Here is a 13,953-nt window from a genome sequence, read left to right on the forward strand (position 1 = left end):
GCCTCCGGTGGAGTCACTGTGCCGTTTCGGGGTCCGCGGACGCCAATCGGCTCGGAGATGAACGTCACACAGTTCCCCCCGCGGGGCCATCCATCCGCCCCGTCCCCGATTCGGGGGATAGGCTGCTCCCAGAGGCTTCTGCGATACGGGAGGTGCGAGTGCCTGCGCGATCACTACCGAACGGCTCGGGTTTCGGTTCAGGTCTGGCGGGGATCATCCTCCCGGGCCGGCGCCAGTTCAGGAATCCGCTGGGACCCAGCGAAGCCGAGGTACGTGCCAACGTCGCAGGTGAGGCCAGCGCCGACGCGGCCCTCGCTCTTCACGTCGCGTCCGGCGAAGACACCGAACTGGTCGAACACGACGTTCCCCTCGACCTGACGGCCGCCGCGTTCTTCGACGTCGACAACACGATGGTCCAGGGCGCCTCGATCATCCACTTCGCCCGCGGGCTCGCCGCCCGCAAGTATCTGAAGACGTCCGACCTGGTCGACTTCGCATGGAAGCAGGTCAAGTTCCGCATCACCGGTAAGGAGAGCAGCGACGACGTCGCCTCCGGCCGCGAGAAGGCCCTGTCATTCGTCTCCGGCCGGTCGACGGCCGAACTCGCCCGGCTCGGTGAGGAGATCTACGACGAGGTCATCGCCGACAAGATCTGGCCCGGCACCCGGGCGCTGGCGCAGATGCACCTCGACGCCGGACAGCAGGTGTGGCTCGTCACCGCGACCCCGGTGGAGCTGGCGCAGGTCATCGCGAAGCGTCTCGGTCTCACCGGCGCCCTCGGCACGGTCGCCGAGAGCGAGGACGGGATGTTCACCGGACGTCTGGTCGGCGACATCCTGCACGGCCTCGGCAAGGCGCACGCCGTGCGCGCCCTGGCGGTCCGCGAGGGCCTCAACCTCAAGCGCTGCACCGCCTACTCGGACAGCCACAACGACGTGCCGATGCTGTCGCTCGTCGGGACCGCGGTCGCGATCAACCCCGACACCGATCTGCGCGAGCTCGCCAAGAACCGGGGCTGGGAGATCCGCGACTTCCGGACCGGACGCAAGGCTGCCAAGATCGGCGTCCCCACCGCCCTACTCCTCGGCGCGGCAGGCGGCGCACTTGCCGCGATCGTCGCGCGACGCCGCGAACAGGCGGCCTGAGCCGCCCGCCGCGGCTCAGCCCAGGAACACGTTCCGGCGCTTCGCGAGGAGCCGGTACAGCGTCTGCTGGATGGTCTCCCGGACGTGGTCGGTGACCTCGAACAGTTCCATCGGGTCGTCGGCCGCCGACGCGTCGTAGGTGTCGGTGACGATCGGCTTGCCGAACTCGATGTACCACTTCGACGGCAGCGGCACGAGCCCGAGCGGTCCGAAGTGCGGGAAGAGCGGGGTCACCGGGAAGTACGGCATCCCGAGCAGCCGGGCGAGCGTCCCGAGTTCACCGATCTTCGGGTAGATCTCCTCGGACCCCACGATCGAGCACGGAATGATCGGCGCACCGGTCCGCATGGCGGCGGACACGAACCCACCGCGGCCGAACCGCTGCAACTTGTAGCGTTCGCTGAACGGTTTGCCGATGCCCTTGAAACCTTCGGGGAACACGGCCGCGACCTCCCCGTCCTGCAGCAGGCGCACCGCGTCCGGGTGGCACGCGAGCGTGTGGCCTGCCTTGCGGGCGACACCACCGACCAGCGGCATCTCGAACGCCATATCGGCGGCCAGCATCCGCAACGGGCGATGCGCTGGGTGATGATCGTGAACGGCGACCGAGGTCATCAGGCCGTCGATGGGCAGCACACCGGCATGGTTGGCGACCACCAGCGCACCGCCGGTCGACGGGATGTTCTCCAGACCGCTGACCTCGACGCGGAACCATTTGTCGAACAGCGGACGCAGGATGGGGAGCCACACGTTCTCGGCGAAGTGGGGGTCGTAGCCGAAGTCGTCGACGTGATAGTCGCCCGAGAGCCGGCGGCGCAGGAACTCGGCGGTGTTGACGATCTGCTCGGCCAGGGCGTGGCGGACGGCGTCGACGGCCGAAGACTCGGTGACGGGCTCGGGTGGGGTGATCACGGCAGGTGGCGGCATCGCCGACGGATGTCTGCTCTCGCTCTGCTCACGCCTCGAACGTCCGATAGCGGTCCCGCGCGCGGCTGTCGCACCGTGCAACGGAATGACCTTCGCCACTTCGTTCACCTCTCCCCTTTCGCCGTGCCGGTAAGAGCGAGTAGTGCGTTTTCTGCTGCGTCGACCCATTCGTTCTTGATGATCGCCTTGACGCCTGCCGCGCGAGCGAAGTCGTCGAGCGCCTGCATCGAAGTCCACCGTGGCTCGAAGGATAGTTCGGTTCGCATGCGAGTGGTGTCCAGACCGCAACCGAAATGAAAGTATTCGAGTTGTTCTGTGGTGTACGACCGCATCACCGGACCCATCAGCGCACGCCCGACGTTGCGGAACAACCCGAACGGCATCGGGACCTCGATCCGCCCGGCGCGGCGGATGGCCTGCGACATCATGACGATGCCGTCGCCTGCGACGTTGAACGTGCCCGCCGGACCCGACACCGTGGCCCGTTCGAGTGCGGCCAGCGCGTCCTCCTCGTGCAGGACCTGCAGGCGTGCGTCCCGTCCGAGAATGGTCGGCACGACCGGTGAGGTGAGGTACTGCGCGACCGTCGCGTTGAGTCGCGGCCCGACCAGCGGTGCGAGGCGGACGATCGACACGTCGATGTCGGGGCGCCTGCGCCCCATTCCGCGCAGATATCCCTCGATCTCGATGCAGTCCCGCGCGTACGCGCCCGCCGGGCGGCGCCGCGCGCTCATCTCCTCGGTGAACTTCGCCGGGTCCTTGGCGCTGCAGCCGTAGACCACGGAGGCCGAACGCAACACGACCTTGCGGACGCTCGGGGCCTTCTGGCAGACGGCGAACAACTGCATCGCGCCGATGACGTTCATGTCCTTCATGGCCGCGCGACTACCCGACTTCGGCGGGCGCGCCAACGTCGACGCGTGCACGACGGTGTCGACCTCGGCGTTACGAATAACCTTGCCGATCAAGGGATTCCGGATGTCGGCGCGCACGAACTCGGCGCGGCCCATGCGGCGCAACATGTCCTTGCTCGGCGACACCGCATCCACCGCGATCACTCGCTCGATGGCCGGATTCTGAGCGAGCCGGGTGACCAGGTATCCACCCAGAAACCTGCTTGCCCCAGTGACAAGCACGACGCGCGGCACCGCCGTCCGCGTAGTACTGTCTTCGTCACTCACAACCATAAGACCCCCGATCACGTAGCGAGTGACGTCAACGATACGTGCAGGAGGGGGATGGCGCTCCGCACAACGACAATTGGTCGGTCGCCCAATACGCGACAGGCCCGCCGTGAAACGAAGGATGCCCGCCACCGGAGGTGACGGGCATCCAGACGCAACTCTTTACTTACCGAGTTTCCTGCGCTGCACTCGGGTGCGGCGAAGCAGCTTACGGTGCTTCTTCTTCGACATGCGCTTGCGTCGCTTCTTGATCACTGAACCCATAGCGGGTGTCCCTCACGTTCTTCTCTAGCGTTCCTGCGCACGCCGATCACGTACGCTCGCGCCACTCTGGCGCCTGGGCCTCGTTTTAACTAGCTCAGCGCCTTACGACACCAGCTGGCTGGTACGACAGTCGCTAATCGTACCGGTGCGGGTCCTCTCCTCGAAAACCGAGGTCGATGACCCTCTTCGTGCCGACCGGTCAACCGGCGTCGAAGTACGAGGTTTCGAGGTAGTCGTGCACTGCTTTCGCATGCACTCTGAACGAACGGCCCACGCGGACGGCGGGCAGTTCGCCGCTGTGCACCAACCGATACACAGTCATCTTGGACACTCTCATCAGCGTCGCTACCTCGGCGACGGTGAGAAATTGCGTTCCGGCCAGTGCCGGTTGTCCGTCCGGGGCCGAGCCCTTGGACGGCTTTTTTGCAGACGTCATCAACCACTTACCTCCGGCACGTCTCGCGCCGCCGGCTTCCCCTCCGGCGGAACAGACACGCACGTGCTACTTCGAGCTTAGCGGGACGGATGGGGTTACTGCGACGGGTGTGGGCAATCGAATATTCATTCGGTCGTCGTGCCGAGTTCGGCAGAACGAATTTTCGCGGCTTCGAGGGCGTCGAAAAAAGCCGTTCGGAGTCCGTTTCCCTCCAATCGGCGGATTGCCGCCGCGGTGGTTCCGCCGGGCGAAGTCACGGCGGCACGAAGTTCGGTCGCACTCTCCCCCGACCTGTCCAGCATGGCTGCGGAGCCGACCATGGTCTGCACGACCAGCTCGGTCGCGGTCGCCCGAGTCAGTCCGAGCCCCACGCCGGCGTCGATCATGGCCTCGGCGACCAGGAAGAAATAGGCCGGACCGGAGCCGGAGACGGCGGTGACGGCGTCGATCTGAGATTCGGGGACGACGACGACCTTGCCGACCGACGACAGGACGCCGCGGACCAGTTCGAGGTGTTCCTTCTTCACGTGCCTGCCCGGCGCAAGCACGCTGACGCCCTCACCGACCAGCATGGGCGTGTTGGGCATGACCCGGACCACGGGGAACCCTGCGGGCAGTCTCGTCTCGTAGAAGGCGGTGGGGATGCCTGCAGCGAGGGAGACGAGCAGCTGCTCGCGCTCGCCGTCGAGTTCCACCTTGGACACCTCGGTGAGCGCGGACTCGACGTCTCCCGGCTTGACGGCCATCACGATGACGTCGGCGCCTTCGGCGGCGTCGGTGGGGGTGGTGACCCGCACCGAGTACGCCGCGGCCAGCTCGTCGGCGCGTGCCGGGTGCTGCTCGGCCACCACCAGATCCTTGACGGCGTGACCTGCCTGCAGAAGCCCCGAGATGAGGGCCTCGCCGATCTTGCCGCCTCCGATTACCGCAATTCTCGTCATGGCGAACAGCCTGCCACGACGCTCTGCGGCGTCCTCCTAGCGGGGGATCATCGCCAGTTGCCGGCTCTGCACGACGATCGCCCCGGTCGAGTCGAGGACGGTGTGGTCCTCCTCGAACCAGGCGCCGCCGAGCACCGTGCTGCTGGCCATCACGCGCAGCCAGCCCGGTGCGGGCTGCCTGCGCAGGTAGGTGGTCAGCTGGACCGTGGGCGCCCAGCCGAACATGCCGCGGTTCATCGTCACGGGGGCGCTGATGTCGCCGGTCATGATCGCGAACAGGGCCGCCGTGTCGGGGTCGCTCTCGTCGCCCGCGCGCGGTCGCACCCACATGCGGACCTCGGGTTCGCCCTGGTTGCCGGTCAGGAAGTGCGCCGACGTCCCGTCCACCCGCATGTCGCAGCCCTGGGCCACGTGCACGATCTGCCCCATCGGGTGGTCGGTCGTGAGCACGACGGCGTCGGCGGGCGGTTCCACCGGGAGCCGCGACAGGGCGTGGTCCCCGCTGTACTGCGGTTCCCCGATGTCGGGCACGCCGAGCGTGACCGACGCGCGGACGGCGACGCGGTCGCCCTGCGTCAGCTCCACGTCGACGAACGACACCTGCTTGCCCTGCTTGCGCACCGTCGTCGACAGCGTCACCTCGCCCGGATCGGGGGCGGACAGGTAGTTGGCCCCGACCGCGAGGGGCTGCACCCGGGACGGCCCGGCATCGCCGGTCTCGTCGAGCAGTCGCCTGCGGGCGGCGGCGGCACAGAGCGACATCATCGAACCGCCGTGCACCTTGGGGCCGATCGTCCAGATCGGGTCGATCGACGCCCGGTAGGTCCCGTCACCGGCAGCGGTGAGGACGTTGAGATCGCGGAAGGGAGTTGAGCTCACTGCTGGTCCTGTTCTTCGGGGTTCCGGAGACGCTTCTGCGCGACGTCCTGGTGTGCGAGCCGGCGCATCGCGGCGATCACCGGTTCGTAGACGGCCGTGCCCAGCACCGCGTACCGGATCGCATCCTCGGCCGATGCGGTGGGCATGAGCCCGATGTCGATCTCGGCGATCCCGCGCACGTGGCGCCCGTAGGCGTCGAGTCGGTCGTCGGTCATCGGGATGCCGGCTTCTTCGAGGGCCGCGAGTGCACGTTCGAGCTGACCGACCGCGACGTACCCGGGGTCGTACACCTGCCCGAGCCTGTCGAGGACGGCGCGGGCCCGCGGGAACTCGTCGGCCTCGTCGTCGGCGGCGGGGGTGTCGAGGTACGGGGGGAGTTGCGCGATGGCCTGGCCGAGCACCTCGAACAGCGAGCCGTCGGGATGGTCGACGAGGCGGAGTATCTCCCGGATACGCGGAATCGGGAGCCCGGCGCCGGCCAGCGCCTTGACGAGGCCCAGGCGCTGTACGTGCTCCTCGCCGTACTTCGCCTGGGTGGCGCTCGTCGCCTCGCCGGGCATCAGCAGGCCTTCGCGCAGGTAGTACTTCACCGTCGCGAGCGGTACGCCGGTGCGGGCGACCAACTCGGAAACGCGCACGGCCCCTCCTTCGGCAACTCGACTGGATACTGAAACTATCCAATGTGGCCCCGAGCTTACCGCAGGAAGAACTCGGCAGACATGTCAGGTGTCGTCGTGATCGCCACCGGAGTGGCTGCGCGGCGACCCCGACGCGGCGCGGCCCGGTTCGAGATGTTCACGGGCGAAGGCCAGCGCCTGCGCCAGCATCGACGACCGTTCCCGCTGGGTTCGGGCGTTCTGCGTGTTGATCTCGACCACCGCCTGCCCGTCGAACCCGGTGTCGACGAGGTGCCGGCACAGCTGCGCGCACGGTTGGGCGCCGTGACCGGGAATGAGGTGCTCGTCCATCGACGCACCCCGGCCGTCCGCGAGGTGGAGATGCGCGAGGCCCTCCCCCATCCGCTCCGCCAGTTTCATCGCATCCATCCCGGCCGTGGCCGTGTGCGACAGGTCGAGCGTGTAGTGGGCGTGCCCCGAATCGGTGGGGTCGTAGGACGGGCTGAATGCCGACAGCGCCGCCCCCGGTCCGCCGCGCCGCCGCAACCGCTGGGCGGATCTCTCCTTGCTGCCGAAGAAGCCGTCCGCCCGCATGGGGAACATGTTCTCGACCGCGACGATCACGTCGCTGCGCTGTTCCAGTTCGGCCACCTGATCGGCGAAGCCGTCGGCGTACCGGCGCTGCCAGCGGAACGGGGGGTGCACCACGACGCTCGCCGCCCCGAGCGATTCGGCGGTGCGGACGGACCGCTCCAGCTTCGCGACGGGGTCGGCGCCCCACACCCGCTGCGAGATGAGCAGGCACGGCGCGTGGATCGCCTGAACCGGGATCGCGTACCTGCGCACCAGCGCGGCTACGGCGGCGGCGTCCTGGCTGACCGATTCGGCCCACACCATCAGTTCGACGCCGTCGTATCCGAGATCGGCCGCGTACCGGAAGGCCGCCTCGGTGTTCTCCGGGTACACCGAGGCCGTCGACAGGCCTACCAGTACCTTCCGCCCGCGCGGTGACCGTCGAACCTGCTCGTGCCCACTGTCCCCGACCATGAGCAACTCAGCCCGACGCAAGCATGAAGGCTAACGGCCCCAGAGTGACGATCATCCCGACGACGACGGCGATCACGAAACTGGTGATGTCGTCGGTGCGACGCAGGATGCGGACCATGGCGACCAGGCCCACGATGACGAGCAGCGCCAGAATCAGCGCGACCCACGGGAAGACGTCCCACAGCTTCTCGAAACCCTTGAAGAGCAGGGCCCCGGCGATGACGGCCACGACACCCTGACCGATGAGAACGACCCACTCGCGGGTGGAGTTCTCGCCGGCCTCGCCCTTGCCTGCCTTCTCCGCCTTCGCGGCCTCGGCCTTCGCCTCCTTGCGGGAACGGCGCGGGGTGTCGGACTTCTGCGTGTCGCCGTCGCGCTTCTCGGTGTCCGCCTCGTCGGTGGCGGCCTCGATGAGGTCCGTCTTTTCGGCCGCGTTCGCCGCGTCCGAGTCCCGGGACTGGCGCATCAGGTCGCCGGCCAGCGTCGATCCGGACAGTAGCGCGGGTTCCGGCTTCGCCTTGGCGGGAGCTTCCGGCTTCGGCGTCTTCACGAACTTCGACGCGCCGTTCGACGCCGCTGCGGCATTCGACTTCGCTGCGGAGTCCGACTTCGCTGCCGCACCCGCCTTCGCCGGCATTCCGGGTTTCGCCGGTGCCTCGGACTTCGCGGGTGCGTCGGACTTCGCGGCCGGTTCGGCCTTGGCCGTTGTGTTGGGCTTGGCCGGGGTTTCGGTCTTCGGCGCCGGTGTCACGCGCGGAGCGGCGACGGTCGGGGCCGGCTCCGGCTTCTTCACGGCCGGGGCGGCGACGGTCGGAGCCGGTGTGGAAGCCGCGGACTCCGGCGCAGGCGGTTCCTTCCGGACTGCGCGGCTGACCCACGTTCCCTGGTGATCGCGGGACGTCCCGCCCGACACCACGGCGCGGCCACGGCCGGCGGGGCGACTGGCGATGGGTTCGTCGTCGTCCTCGTCGCTGTCGTCGACCGGAGCCTTGAATGCCGCGGTGCGCTCGTCGGCGCGCGCAGACGGTGCTGCCGGCGCGGGCGTGCGCGACGGCTCGGGCGCGGCGGGTTCCTGTTCCGGTTCGGGTTCGAGTGCCCGCGAATCGGACGGATCCCGGACCACCGGAATTTCACCGGTCAACTCGGCGACGGAGATTCCTCCCGCGACACCGCGCCGACGGCGCCCGCCCCGGGACTCCACCTGCTGCCCGTTGCGTTTGAGCAGCTCTGACACAGAGATCTGCTGACTGTCCTCGGTCATCGAGCACCCACCATCAATTCACCGCCCATTTCCGTATCGAGCTTGCGGAGGATCAAACCCTCGCGCAGAGCCCAGGGGCAGATTTCGAGTTCCTCCACGCCCAGTGCTCTCATGCTGGCCTCCGCAACGAGTGCTCCGGCCACGATCTGCTGCGACCTGTCGGAGCTCACCCCTTCCAATTCTGCACGGTCCGAGGCCGTCATCCGCGAAATGAAAGCTATGAGTTGCCTGAGACCGCTGGCGGTGAGCGTGCGCTTGACCCGCGGGCCTGCGCCGGACGGGGCGGCGCCCGTCAACCGGGCCAGCGAGCGGAACGTCTTGGACGTGCCGACGGCCCGGTCCCACTGCCCTGCCGCGCGCAGTTCCTTCGACGGGACGGTCAGTTCGGCGTCCAGCCAGTCCCTCAGCACCGCCACCCGGCGCTTGCCGGGCGGGTCCTCCTCGAGCCAGTCCCGGGTGAGCCGCCCCGCGCCGAGTTGCAGCGACAGCGCGACGTCCGGGTCCTCGTCGCCGCCCGTCGTCAGTTCGAGGGATCCGCCGCCGATGTCGAGGTTCAGGATGCGGCCCGCGCTCCAGCCGAACCAGCGGCGCACGGCGAGGAACGTCAGCCGCGCCTCGTCGACACCCGACAGGACCTCGAGCGTCACGCCGGTCTCGTCGTGCACGCGCGCCAGCACGTCGTCCGAGTTGTTGGCGTCGCGGACGGCGGACGTCGCGAAGGCCATGAGTTCACCGCACCCGGATGTCCTCGCGATGCTGGAGAAATCTGCCACCGTCATGACCAGGCGATCTGCGCCCTGAGTGGTGATGTCACCCCTGTCGTCGGTGTTCTCCGCCAGCCTCAGAGTCGACTTGGTCGAACTCATCGGTGTGGGGTGGCCGCCCCTGTGGGCGTCCACTACGAGAAGATGGACGGTGTTGCTTCCGACGTCGAGTACCCCTAGTCGCACATTGACACGGTACTGGGTCTACCGTCGGGCTTTGTGACAGCACGTAAAGCAGGGCGTTCACACAAGATGACACCCAGCCCCGAAGTACCCCTCGACTTCGCTCGCGAATGGGTCGAATTTCCCGATCCCGACAACGCCGAGCACCTCATCGCCGCGGACATGACGTGGTTGCTATCCCACTGGACCTGCGTGTTCGGCACCCCGGCCTGCCAGGGCATCATCGGCGACCGGCCGGACGACGGCTGCTGTTCGCACGGCGCGTTCCTCTCCGACGAGGAGGATCTGGAGAAGCTGAACGAGTCAGTGAAGCTGCTCACACCCGAGGACTGGCAGTTCATGGACAAGGGACTCGGCAAGAAGGGGTACGTCGAGGAGGACGACCTCGAGGACGAGCCCGCGCTGCGCACCCGCCGGTATCAGGGGGCCTGCATCTTCCTGAACCGCCCGGGCTTCGAGGGCGGCATCGGTTGCGCGCTGCACTCGATGGCGCTCAAGCGCGGAATCGAGCCGCTCGAGGTCAAGCCGGACGTGTGCTGGCAGCTCCCGATCCGCCGCACCCAGGAGTGGGTGGAACGCCCGGACGGCGAGCAGATCCTCAAGACCACCATCACCGAGTACGACCGGCGCGGCTGGGGTGAGGGCGGCTCGGACCTGGACTGGTACTGCTCGGGCTCACCCGACGCCCATGTGGGCGCCAAGGCCGTCTGGGAGTCGTACGCGCCGGAGTTGACGGAACTGCTCGGCAAGGCCGCGTACGCGGAATTGGCGAAGCTGTGCAAGCGCAGGGCAGGCCTCGGACTCGTCGCCGTGCATCCCGCCACCGTGGCCGCGCAGAAGAAGCCCGCCGGGTAACGGATCGGACCCACCGGTCGATTTAGCCGTCGCTGCCCCATTCCGGGCACAGCCACGACGGGAGAGATCATGTTCGCTCGCATTCTGACCGGTGCCCTGCTGACCGCCGCTGCCACGCTCGCCCTCGCGCCGACCGCGTCCGCCGACCCGACCCCGGACTGGAACACCTTCTACGACAAGACGGCGAACTTCGTCGCACCGTTCGATCCCGGCGCCTTCGGCGACAAGGGCGACCGCGCACTCGTGCTGAGCCCGTACGGAACCGGCCGGGTCATCGAGTGCAAGGGCGACGGACACTACGTCGCGGTCTACTGCAGGCAGTTCGACGACCAGGGCCGCGAGCACGCGATCACGCAGATCATCTCGGCGCCGTTCCGCGGTGTCTACGTGTACAACCCGTTCTGACAGGCGCCCGTTCCGACAAAAGCCCACGAATTCGTCAGCCGCACCGGCAATTGCCTGTGCGGCTGACGAATTCGTGTGCAACTGTGACGGGCGCGTCCGCTCACGCCTCCAGTTTGTAGCCCAGCCCGCGGACGGTGACGAGGTGTTCCGGCTTGGCCGGGTCGGTCTCGATCTTCGACCTCAGACGCTTGACGTGCACGTCGAGGGTCTTGGTGTCGCCGACATAGTCCGCGCCCCACACCCGGTCGATCAACTGTCCGCGGGTGAGCACCCGGCCCGAGTTCCGCAGCAGATACTCGAGGAGGTCGAACTCCTTGAGCGGCAGCGTGACGGCCTCACCGTTCACCTGGACCACGTGCCGTTCGACGTCCATCCGGACGGGTCCGGCCTCGAGGACGGCCGAATCCTGCGCGACGTCGAGTTCGCTGTCGACGCCGCGTCGCAGCACGGCGCGGATGCGGGCGATCAGTTCCCGCGCGGAGTACGGCTTGGTGACGTAGTCGTCGGCGCCGAGTTCGAGGCCCACCACCTTGTCGATCTCGCTGTCCCGTGCCGTCACCATGATGACGGGGACACCGGATCGGCTGCGGAGTTGCTTGCAGACGTCCGTGCCGCTCATGCCGGGCAGCATGAGGTCGAGGAGGACGATGTCGGCACCGGCCCGGTCGAACTCGGCGAGCGCGGACGGTCCGTCGCCGACGATCGTCGTCTCGAATCCTTCCTTGCGGAGCAGGAAGGCCAGTGGGTCGGCCAGTGACTCCTCGTCTTCCACGATCAGCACACTTGTCATCGCTTGGCCTCCATACCGGTTTCTCTCCTCCCGACAGTTCCGCCGTCGGCGTCCCCGCCGTTCGTCTCTACTGTCTCGATGTGTGCAGGAATCTGCAGGGTAAACGTCGAACCTGTTCCGGGCTTGCTCCACAAGTCGATCGATCCGTTGTGGTTGGCGGCCACGTGCTTGACGATCGCGAGGCCGAGCCCGGTTCCGCCGGTCGCCCGGGCCCGTGCCTTGTCGACGCGGAAGAAACGTTCGAAGACGCGTTCCTGGTCTGCCTTGGCGATGCCTTCGCCGCGGTCGGTCACCGAGATCGCCACGTTGTCGCCGCGGATCGACCGGCTCACCGAGACCGGGGATCCCTTCGGCGAATAGGCGATGGCGTTCTGCACCAGGTTGGACAGCGCGGTGACGAGCAGCGCGCGGTCGCCGAGCACTTCGTAGCCGCTGTGGTGGTCGGTGGTGACGGCGATGCCTGCGGCCTCTGCGGAGATCTTGCACCGCTGCAGGGCCTCGTCGACCACCTCGTCGACGGAGACGGCCTCGAGGTCGGGCAGCTTCTCGGCGCCCTGCAGCCGGGACAGCGCGATCAGTTCGGTGACCATCTTGCCGAGCCGGACGGATTCACCGAGCACGCGTTCACCGAAGTGCCGGACCGACTCGGGGTCGTCGGCCGATTCGAGAAGTGCCTCCGCGAGCAGTCCCATCGCCCCGACCGGGGTCTTGAGTTCGTGGCTGACGTTGGCGACGAAGTCGCGGCGGGTCGCTTCCATCCGCACCTGCTCGGAGTCGTCGTCGGCGAACAGGACCACGAAGTTGTGGTCTTCCTTGCTGAGCAGGCGTGCGGTGCCGCGCACCGCGATCCGGTCGCGTCCCCGCTGCGGGGTCTTGGTGCTCAGGTCGACCTCGACGGGTTCACCGGTTTCGAGGACGCGGAGCGCCGCCACCCACGCACGGTCGTCGACGAGCCGGTTCCGCACCAGGCCCAGCTCTTCGGCGCGGGGGTTGAACAGGACGACGTCGTGGAATTGGTCGACCACGGCGATGCCGCTCTCGGACGCCAGCACGATCAGGTCGAGGACCTGCGACATCGTGAGCCCGGACGTCTCTTCCATTCGCTGAGCCTGCCGGGTGGAGAGCATGGGGATCAGCACGCCACCGACGAGGTAACCGACGAAGCCGCCCACGATGGCAAGCAAGACGGCTTGAACAACACTCACGCCTGAATCGTACGTTCGCGCGGCGGGCCGGTTACGCAGGGTCCAGGCATTTCCGCGCACGTCACACGCGACAACCGGAGTCTTCGTCCGCAGTTAACCTGCTGTTGGCCGGACGTCCCGCGAACAGGACGTCCGGCCGGTTGCACGGGTTACTTCCCGCCCTGGTTCGCGACCGCGGCAGCGCCTGCGGCGGCCGCCTCGGGGTCGAGGTAGGTCCCGCCCGGGTTGAGCGGCTTCAGATTCTCGTCCAGGTCGTAGCGCAGCGGGATGCCCGTGGGGATGTTCAGCCCGGCGATGTCCTCGTCGGAGATTCCGTCGAGGTGCTTGACGAGGGCGCGCAGCGAGTTGCCGTGCGCGGTGATCAGGACGGTCTTGCCGGCCAACAGGTCGGCCGAGATGGTCTCTTCCCAGTACGGGATCAGGCGGACGACGACGTCCTTCAGGCACTCCGTGAGCGGGACCTCGTCGAGGTTCGCGTAGCGGGGATCGGTGTCCTGGCTGTACTCGCTGCCCGGCTCGATCTTGGGCGGCGGGGTGTCGTAGCTGCGGCGCCACAGCATGAACTGCTCGTCGCCGTACTTCTCCTTGACCTGCGCCTTGTTGCGTCCCTGCAGGGCGCCGTAGTGGCGCTCGTTGAGGCGCCAGTCGCGGACGACGGGAATCCAGTGCCGGTCTGCCGTGTCGAGTGCGATGTTGGCGGTGCTGATGGCGCGGCGCAGCAGCGACGTGTACAGCACGTCGGGGAGCAGGTCGTGCTCGAGCAGCAATTCGCCGGCGCGCTTGCCCTCGGCGATGCCCTTATCGGTCAGGTGAACGTCCACCCAGCCGGTGAACAAGTTGAGCGCATTCCATTCGCTCTCGCCGTGGCGGAGCAGCACAAGGGTTCCGGTACTCATGCCGTTCATCCTGGCATGCCTGCCGGAACCCTCGCGCCGTGAACCCCCGCCGTCAGCTCCGGCGGGCCTCGCCGGCCCGGAGGTCCTTGCGGAGGATTTTGCCTGCGGCGGACTTGGGGACGAGGTCGATGAACTCGACCTTGCGGACCTTCTT

General features: G+C 67.8%; 16 protein-coding genes and 1 pseudogene. 3 read left to right on the forward strand and 14 right to left on the reverse strand.

Annotated elements, in window-relative coordinates; genetic code table 11:
- Window positions 1-158: 158 nt before the first annotated feature.
- A complete protein-coding gene (locus MLGJGCBP_RS36520) occupies window positions 159-1,145 on the forward strand; it encodes an HAD family hydrolase (RefSeq protein WP_160102014.1) in 987 nt (328 codons plus the stop codon).
- Between the two features lie 15 nt (window positions 1,146-1,160).
- On the opposite strand, the gene MLGJGCBP_RS36525 is transcribed toward MLGJGCBP_RS36520, so the two are convergent.
- The 10 genes from MLGJGCBP_RS36525 to MLGJGCBP_RS36570 form a co-directional block, all read right to left on the reverse strand.
- Entirely contained in the window at window positions 1,161-2,180 is a 1,020-nt protein-coding gene (locus MLGJGCBP_RS36525; protein WP_087561660.1) for a lysophospholipid acyltransferase family protein, read from the reverse strand.
- A complete protein-coding gene (locus MLGJGCBP_RS36530; RefSeq protein ID WP_160102016.1) occupies window positions 2,177-3,259 on the reverse strand; it encodes an NAD-dependent epimerase/dehydratase family protein in 1,083 nt (360 codons plus the stop codon). Before MLGJGCBP_RS36530 ends, MLGJGCBP_RS36525 begins: the two co-directional genes overlap by 4 nt.
- Before the next feature lie 159 nt (window positions 3,260-3,418).
- On the reverse strand, window positions 3,419-3,520 hold the full coding sequence (locus MLGJGCBP_RS36535; RefSeq protein WP_003402602.1) for a 30S ribosomal protein bS22: 102 nt from the start codon (window positions 3,518-3,520) through the stop codon (window positions 3,419-3,421).
- 199 nt (window positions 3,521-3,719) lie between these two features.
- A complete protein-coding gene (locus MLGJGCBP_RS36540; RefSeq protein WP_005258384.1) occupies window positions 3,720-3,956 on the reverse strand; it encodes a helix-turn-helix domain-containing protein in 237 nt (78 codons plus the stop codon).
- A 125-nt stretch (window positions 3,957-4,081) separates the two neighbouring features.
- Window positions 4,082-4,897, reverse strand: a complete 816-nt coding sequence (proC, locus tag MLGJGCBP_RS36545; protein ID WP_087561662.1) for a pyrroline-5-carboxylate reductase — start codon at window positions 4,895-4,897, stop codon at window positions 4,082-4,084.
- 36 nt (window positions 4,898-4,933) lie between these two features.
- Window positions 4,934-5,776: a thioesterase family protein gene (locus MLGJGCBP_RS36550; RefSeq protein ID WP_160102018.1), complete on the reverse strand. Its 843-nt coding sequence runs from the start codon at window positions 5,774-5,776 to the stop codon at window positions 4,934-4,936.
- A complete protein-coding gene (locus tag MLGJGCBP_RS36555; RefSeq protein ID WP_160102020.1) occupies window positions 5,773-6,414 on the reverse strand; it encodes a MerR family transcriptional regulator in 642 nt (213 codons plus the stop codon). The genes MLGJGCBP_RS36550 and MLGJGCBP_RS36555 overlap by 4 nt, the downstream gene beginning before the upstream one ends.
- An 84-nt stretch (window positions 6,415-6,498) precedes the next feature.
- Complete coding sequence (locus tag MLGJGCBP_RS36560) at window positions 6,499-7,440, reverse strand: sugar phosphate isomerase/epimerase family protein (RefSeq protein WP_160102022.1); 942 nt, start codon at window positions 7,438-7,440, stop codon at window positions 6,499-6,501.
- 7 nt (window positions 7,441-7,447) lie between these two features.
- Window positions 7,448-8,701 carry a hypothetical protein gene (locus MLGJGCBP_RS36565; RefSeq protein ID WP_160102024.1) on the reverse strand — a complete coding sequence of 418 codons (1,254 nt, stop codon included), beginning with the start codon at window positions 8,699-8,701 and terminating at the stop codon, window positions 7,448-7,450.
- Window positions 8,698-9,651, reverse strand: a complete 954-nt coding sequence (locus tag MLGJGCBP_RS36570) for a Ppx/GppA phosphatase family protein (protein WP_087561667.1) — start codon at window positions 9,649-9,651, stop codon at window positions 8,698-8,700. The genes MLGJGCBP_RS36565 and MLGJGCBP_RS36570 overlap by 4 nt, the downstream gene beginning before the upstream one ends.
- Before the next feature lie 66 nt (window positions 9,652-9,717).
- Here MLGJGCBP_RS36570 and MLGJGCBP_RS36575 point away from each other — a divergent pair, with 66 nt between their 5' ends.
- Together MLGJGCBP_RS36575 and MLGJGCBP_RS36580 are read left to right on the forward strand one after the other, a co-directional pair.
- Window positions 9,718-10,503, forward strand: coding sequence for a hypothetical protein (locus MLGJGCBP_RS36575; protein ID WP_160102026.1), 786 nt, complete (start codon window positions 9,718-9,720; stop codon window positions 10,501-10,503).
- Between the two features lie 69 nt (window positions 10,504-10,572).
- Window positions 10,573-10,908: a hypothetical protein gene (locus MLGJGCBP_RS36580; protein WP_087561669.1), complete on the forward strand. Its 336-nt coding sequence runs from the start codon at window positions 10,573-10,575 to the stop codon at window positions 10,906-10,908.
- Between the two features lie 100 nt (window positions 10,909-11,008).
- On the opposite strand, the gene MLGJGCBP_RS36585 is transcribed toward MLGJGCBP_RS36580, so the two are convergent.
- The 4 genes and pseudogenes from MLGJGCBP_RS36585 to MLGJGCBP_RS36600 form a co-directional block, all read right to left on the reverse strand.
- Window positions 11,009-11,698 (reverse strand): response regulator transcription factor, encoded by a 690-nt coding sequence (locus tag MLGJGCBP_RS36585; RefSeq protein ID WP_005251956.1) that lies wholly within the window; start codon window positions 11,696-11,698, stop codon window positions 11,009-11,011.
- Window positions 11,695-12,903 carry a sensor histidine kinase gene (locus MLGJGCBP_RS36590; RefSeq protein ID WP_087561671.1) on the reverse strand — a complete coding sequence of 403 codons (1,209 nt, stop codon included), beginning with the start codon at window positions 12,901-12,903 and terminating at the stop codon, window positions 11,695-11,697. The genes MLGJGCBP_RS36585 and MLGJGCBP_RS36590 overlap by 4 nt, the downstream gene beginning before the upstream one ends.
- Window positions 12,904-13,052: 149 nt before the next feature.
- Window positions 13,053-13,808, reverse strand: coding sequence for a phosphoglyceromutase (locus tag MLGJGCBP_RS36595; RefSeq protein ID WP_201453301.1), 756 nt, complete (start codon window positions 13,806-13,808; stop codon window positions 13,053-13,055).
- A gap of 43 nt (window positions 13,809-13,851) precedes the next feature.
- Window positions 13,852-13,953: pseudogene (locus MLGJGCBP_RS36600) on the reverse strand (AMP-binding enzyme); the annotation flags it as partial.

The sequence above is a fragment of the Rhodococcus sp. T7 genome (genome assembly GCF_009872365.1).
GTDB lineage: Bacteria > Actinomycetota > Actinomycetes > Mycobacteriales > Mycobacteriaceae > Rhodococcus_F.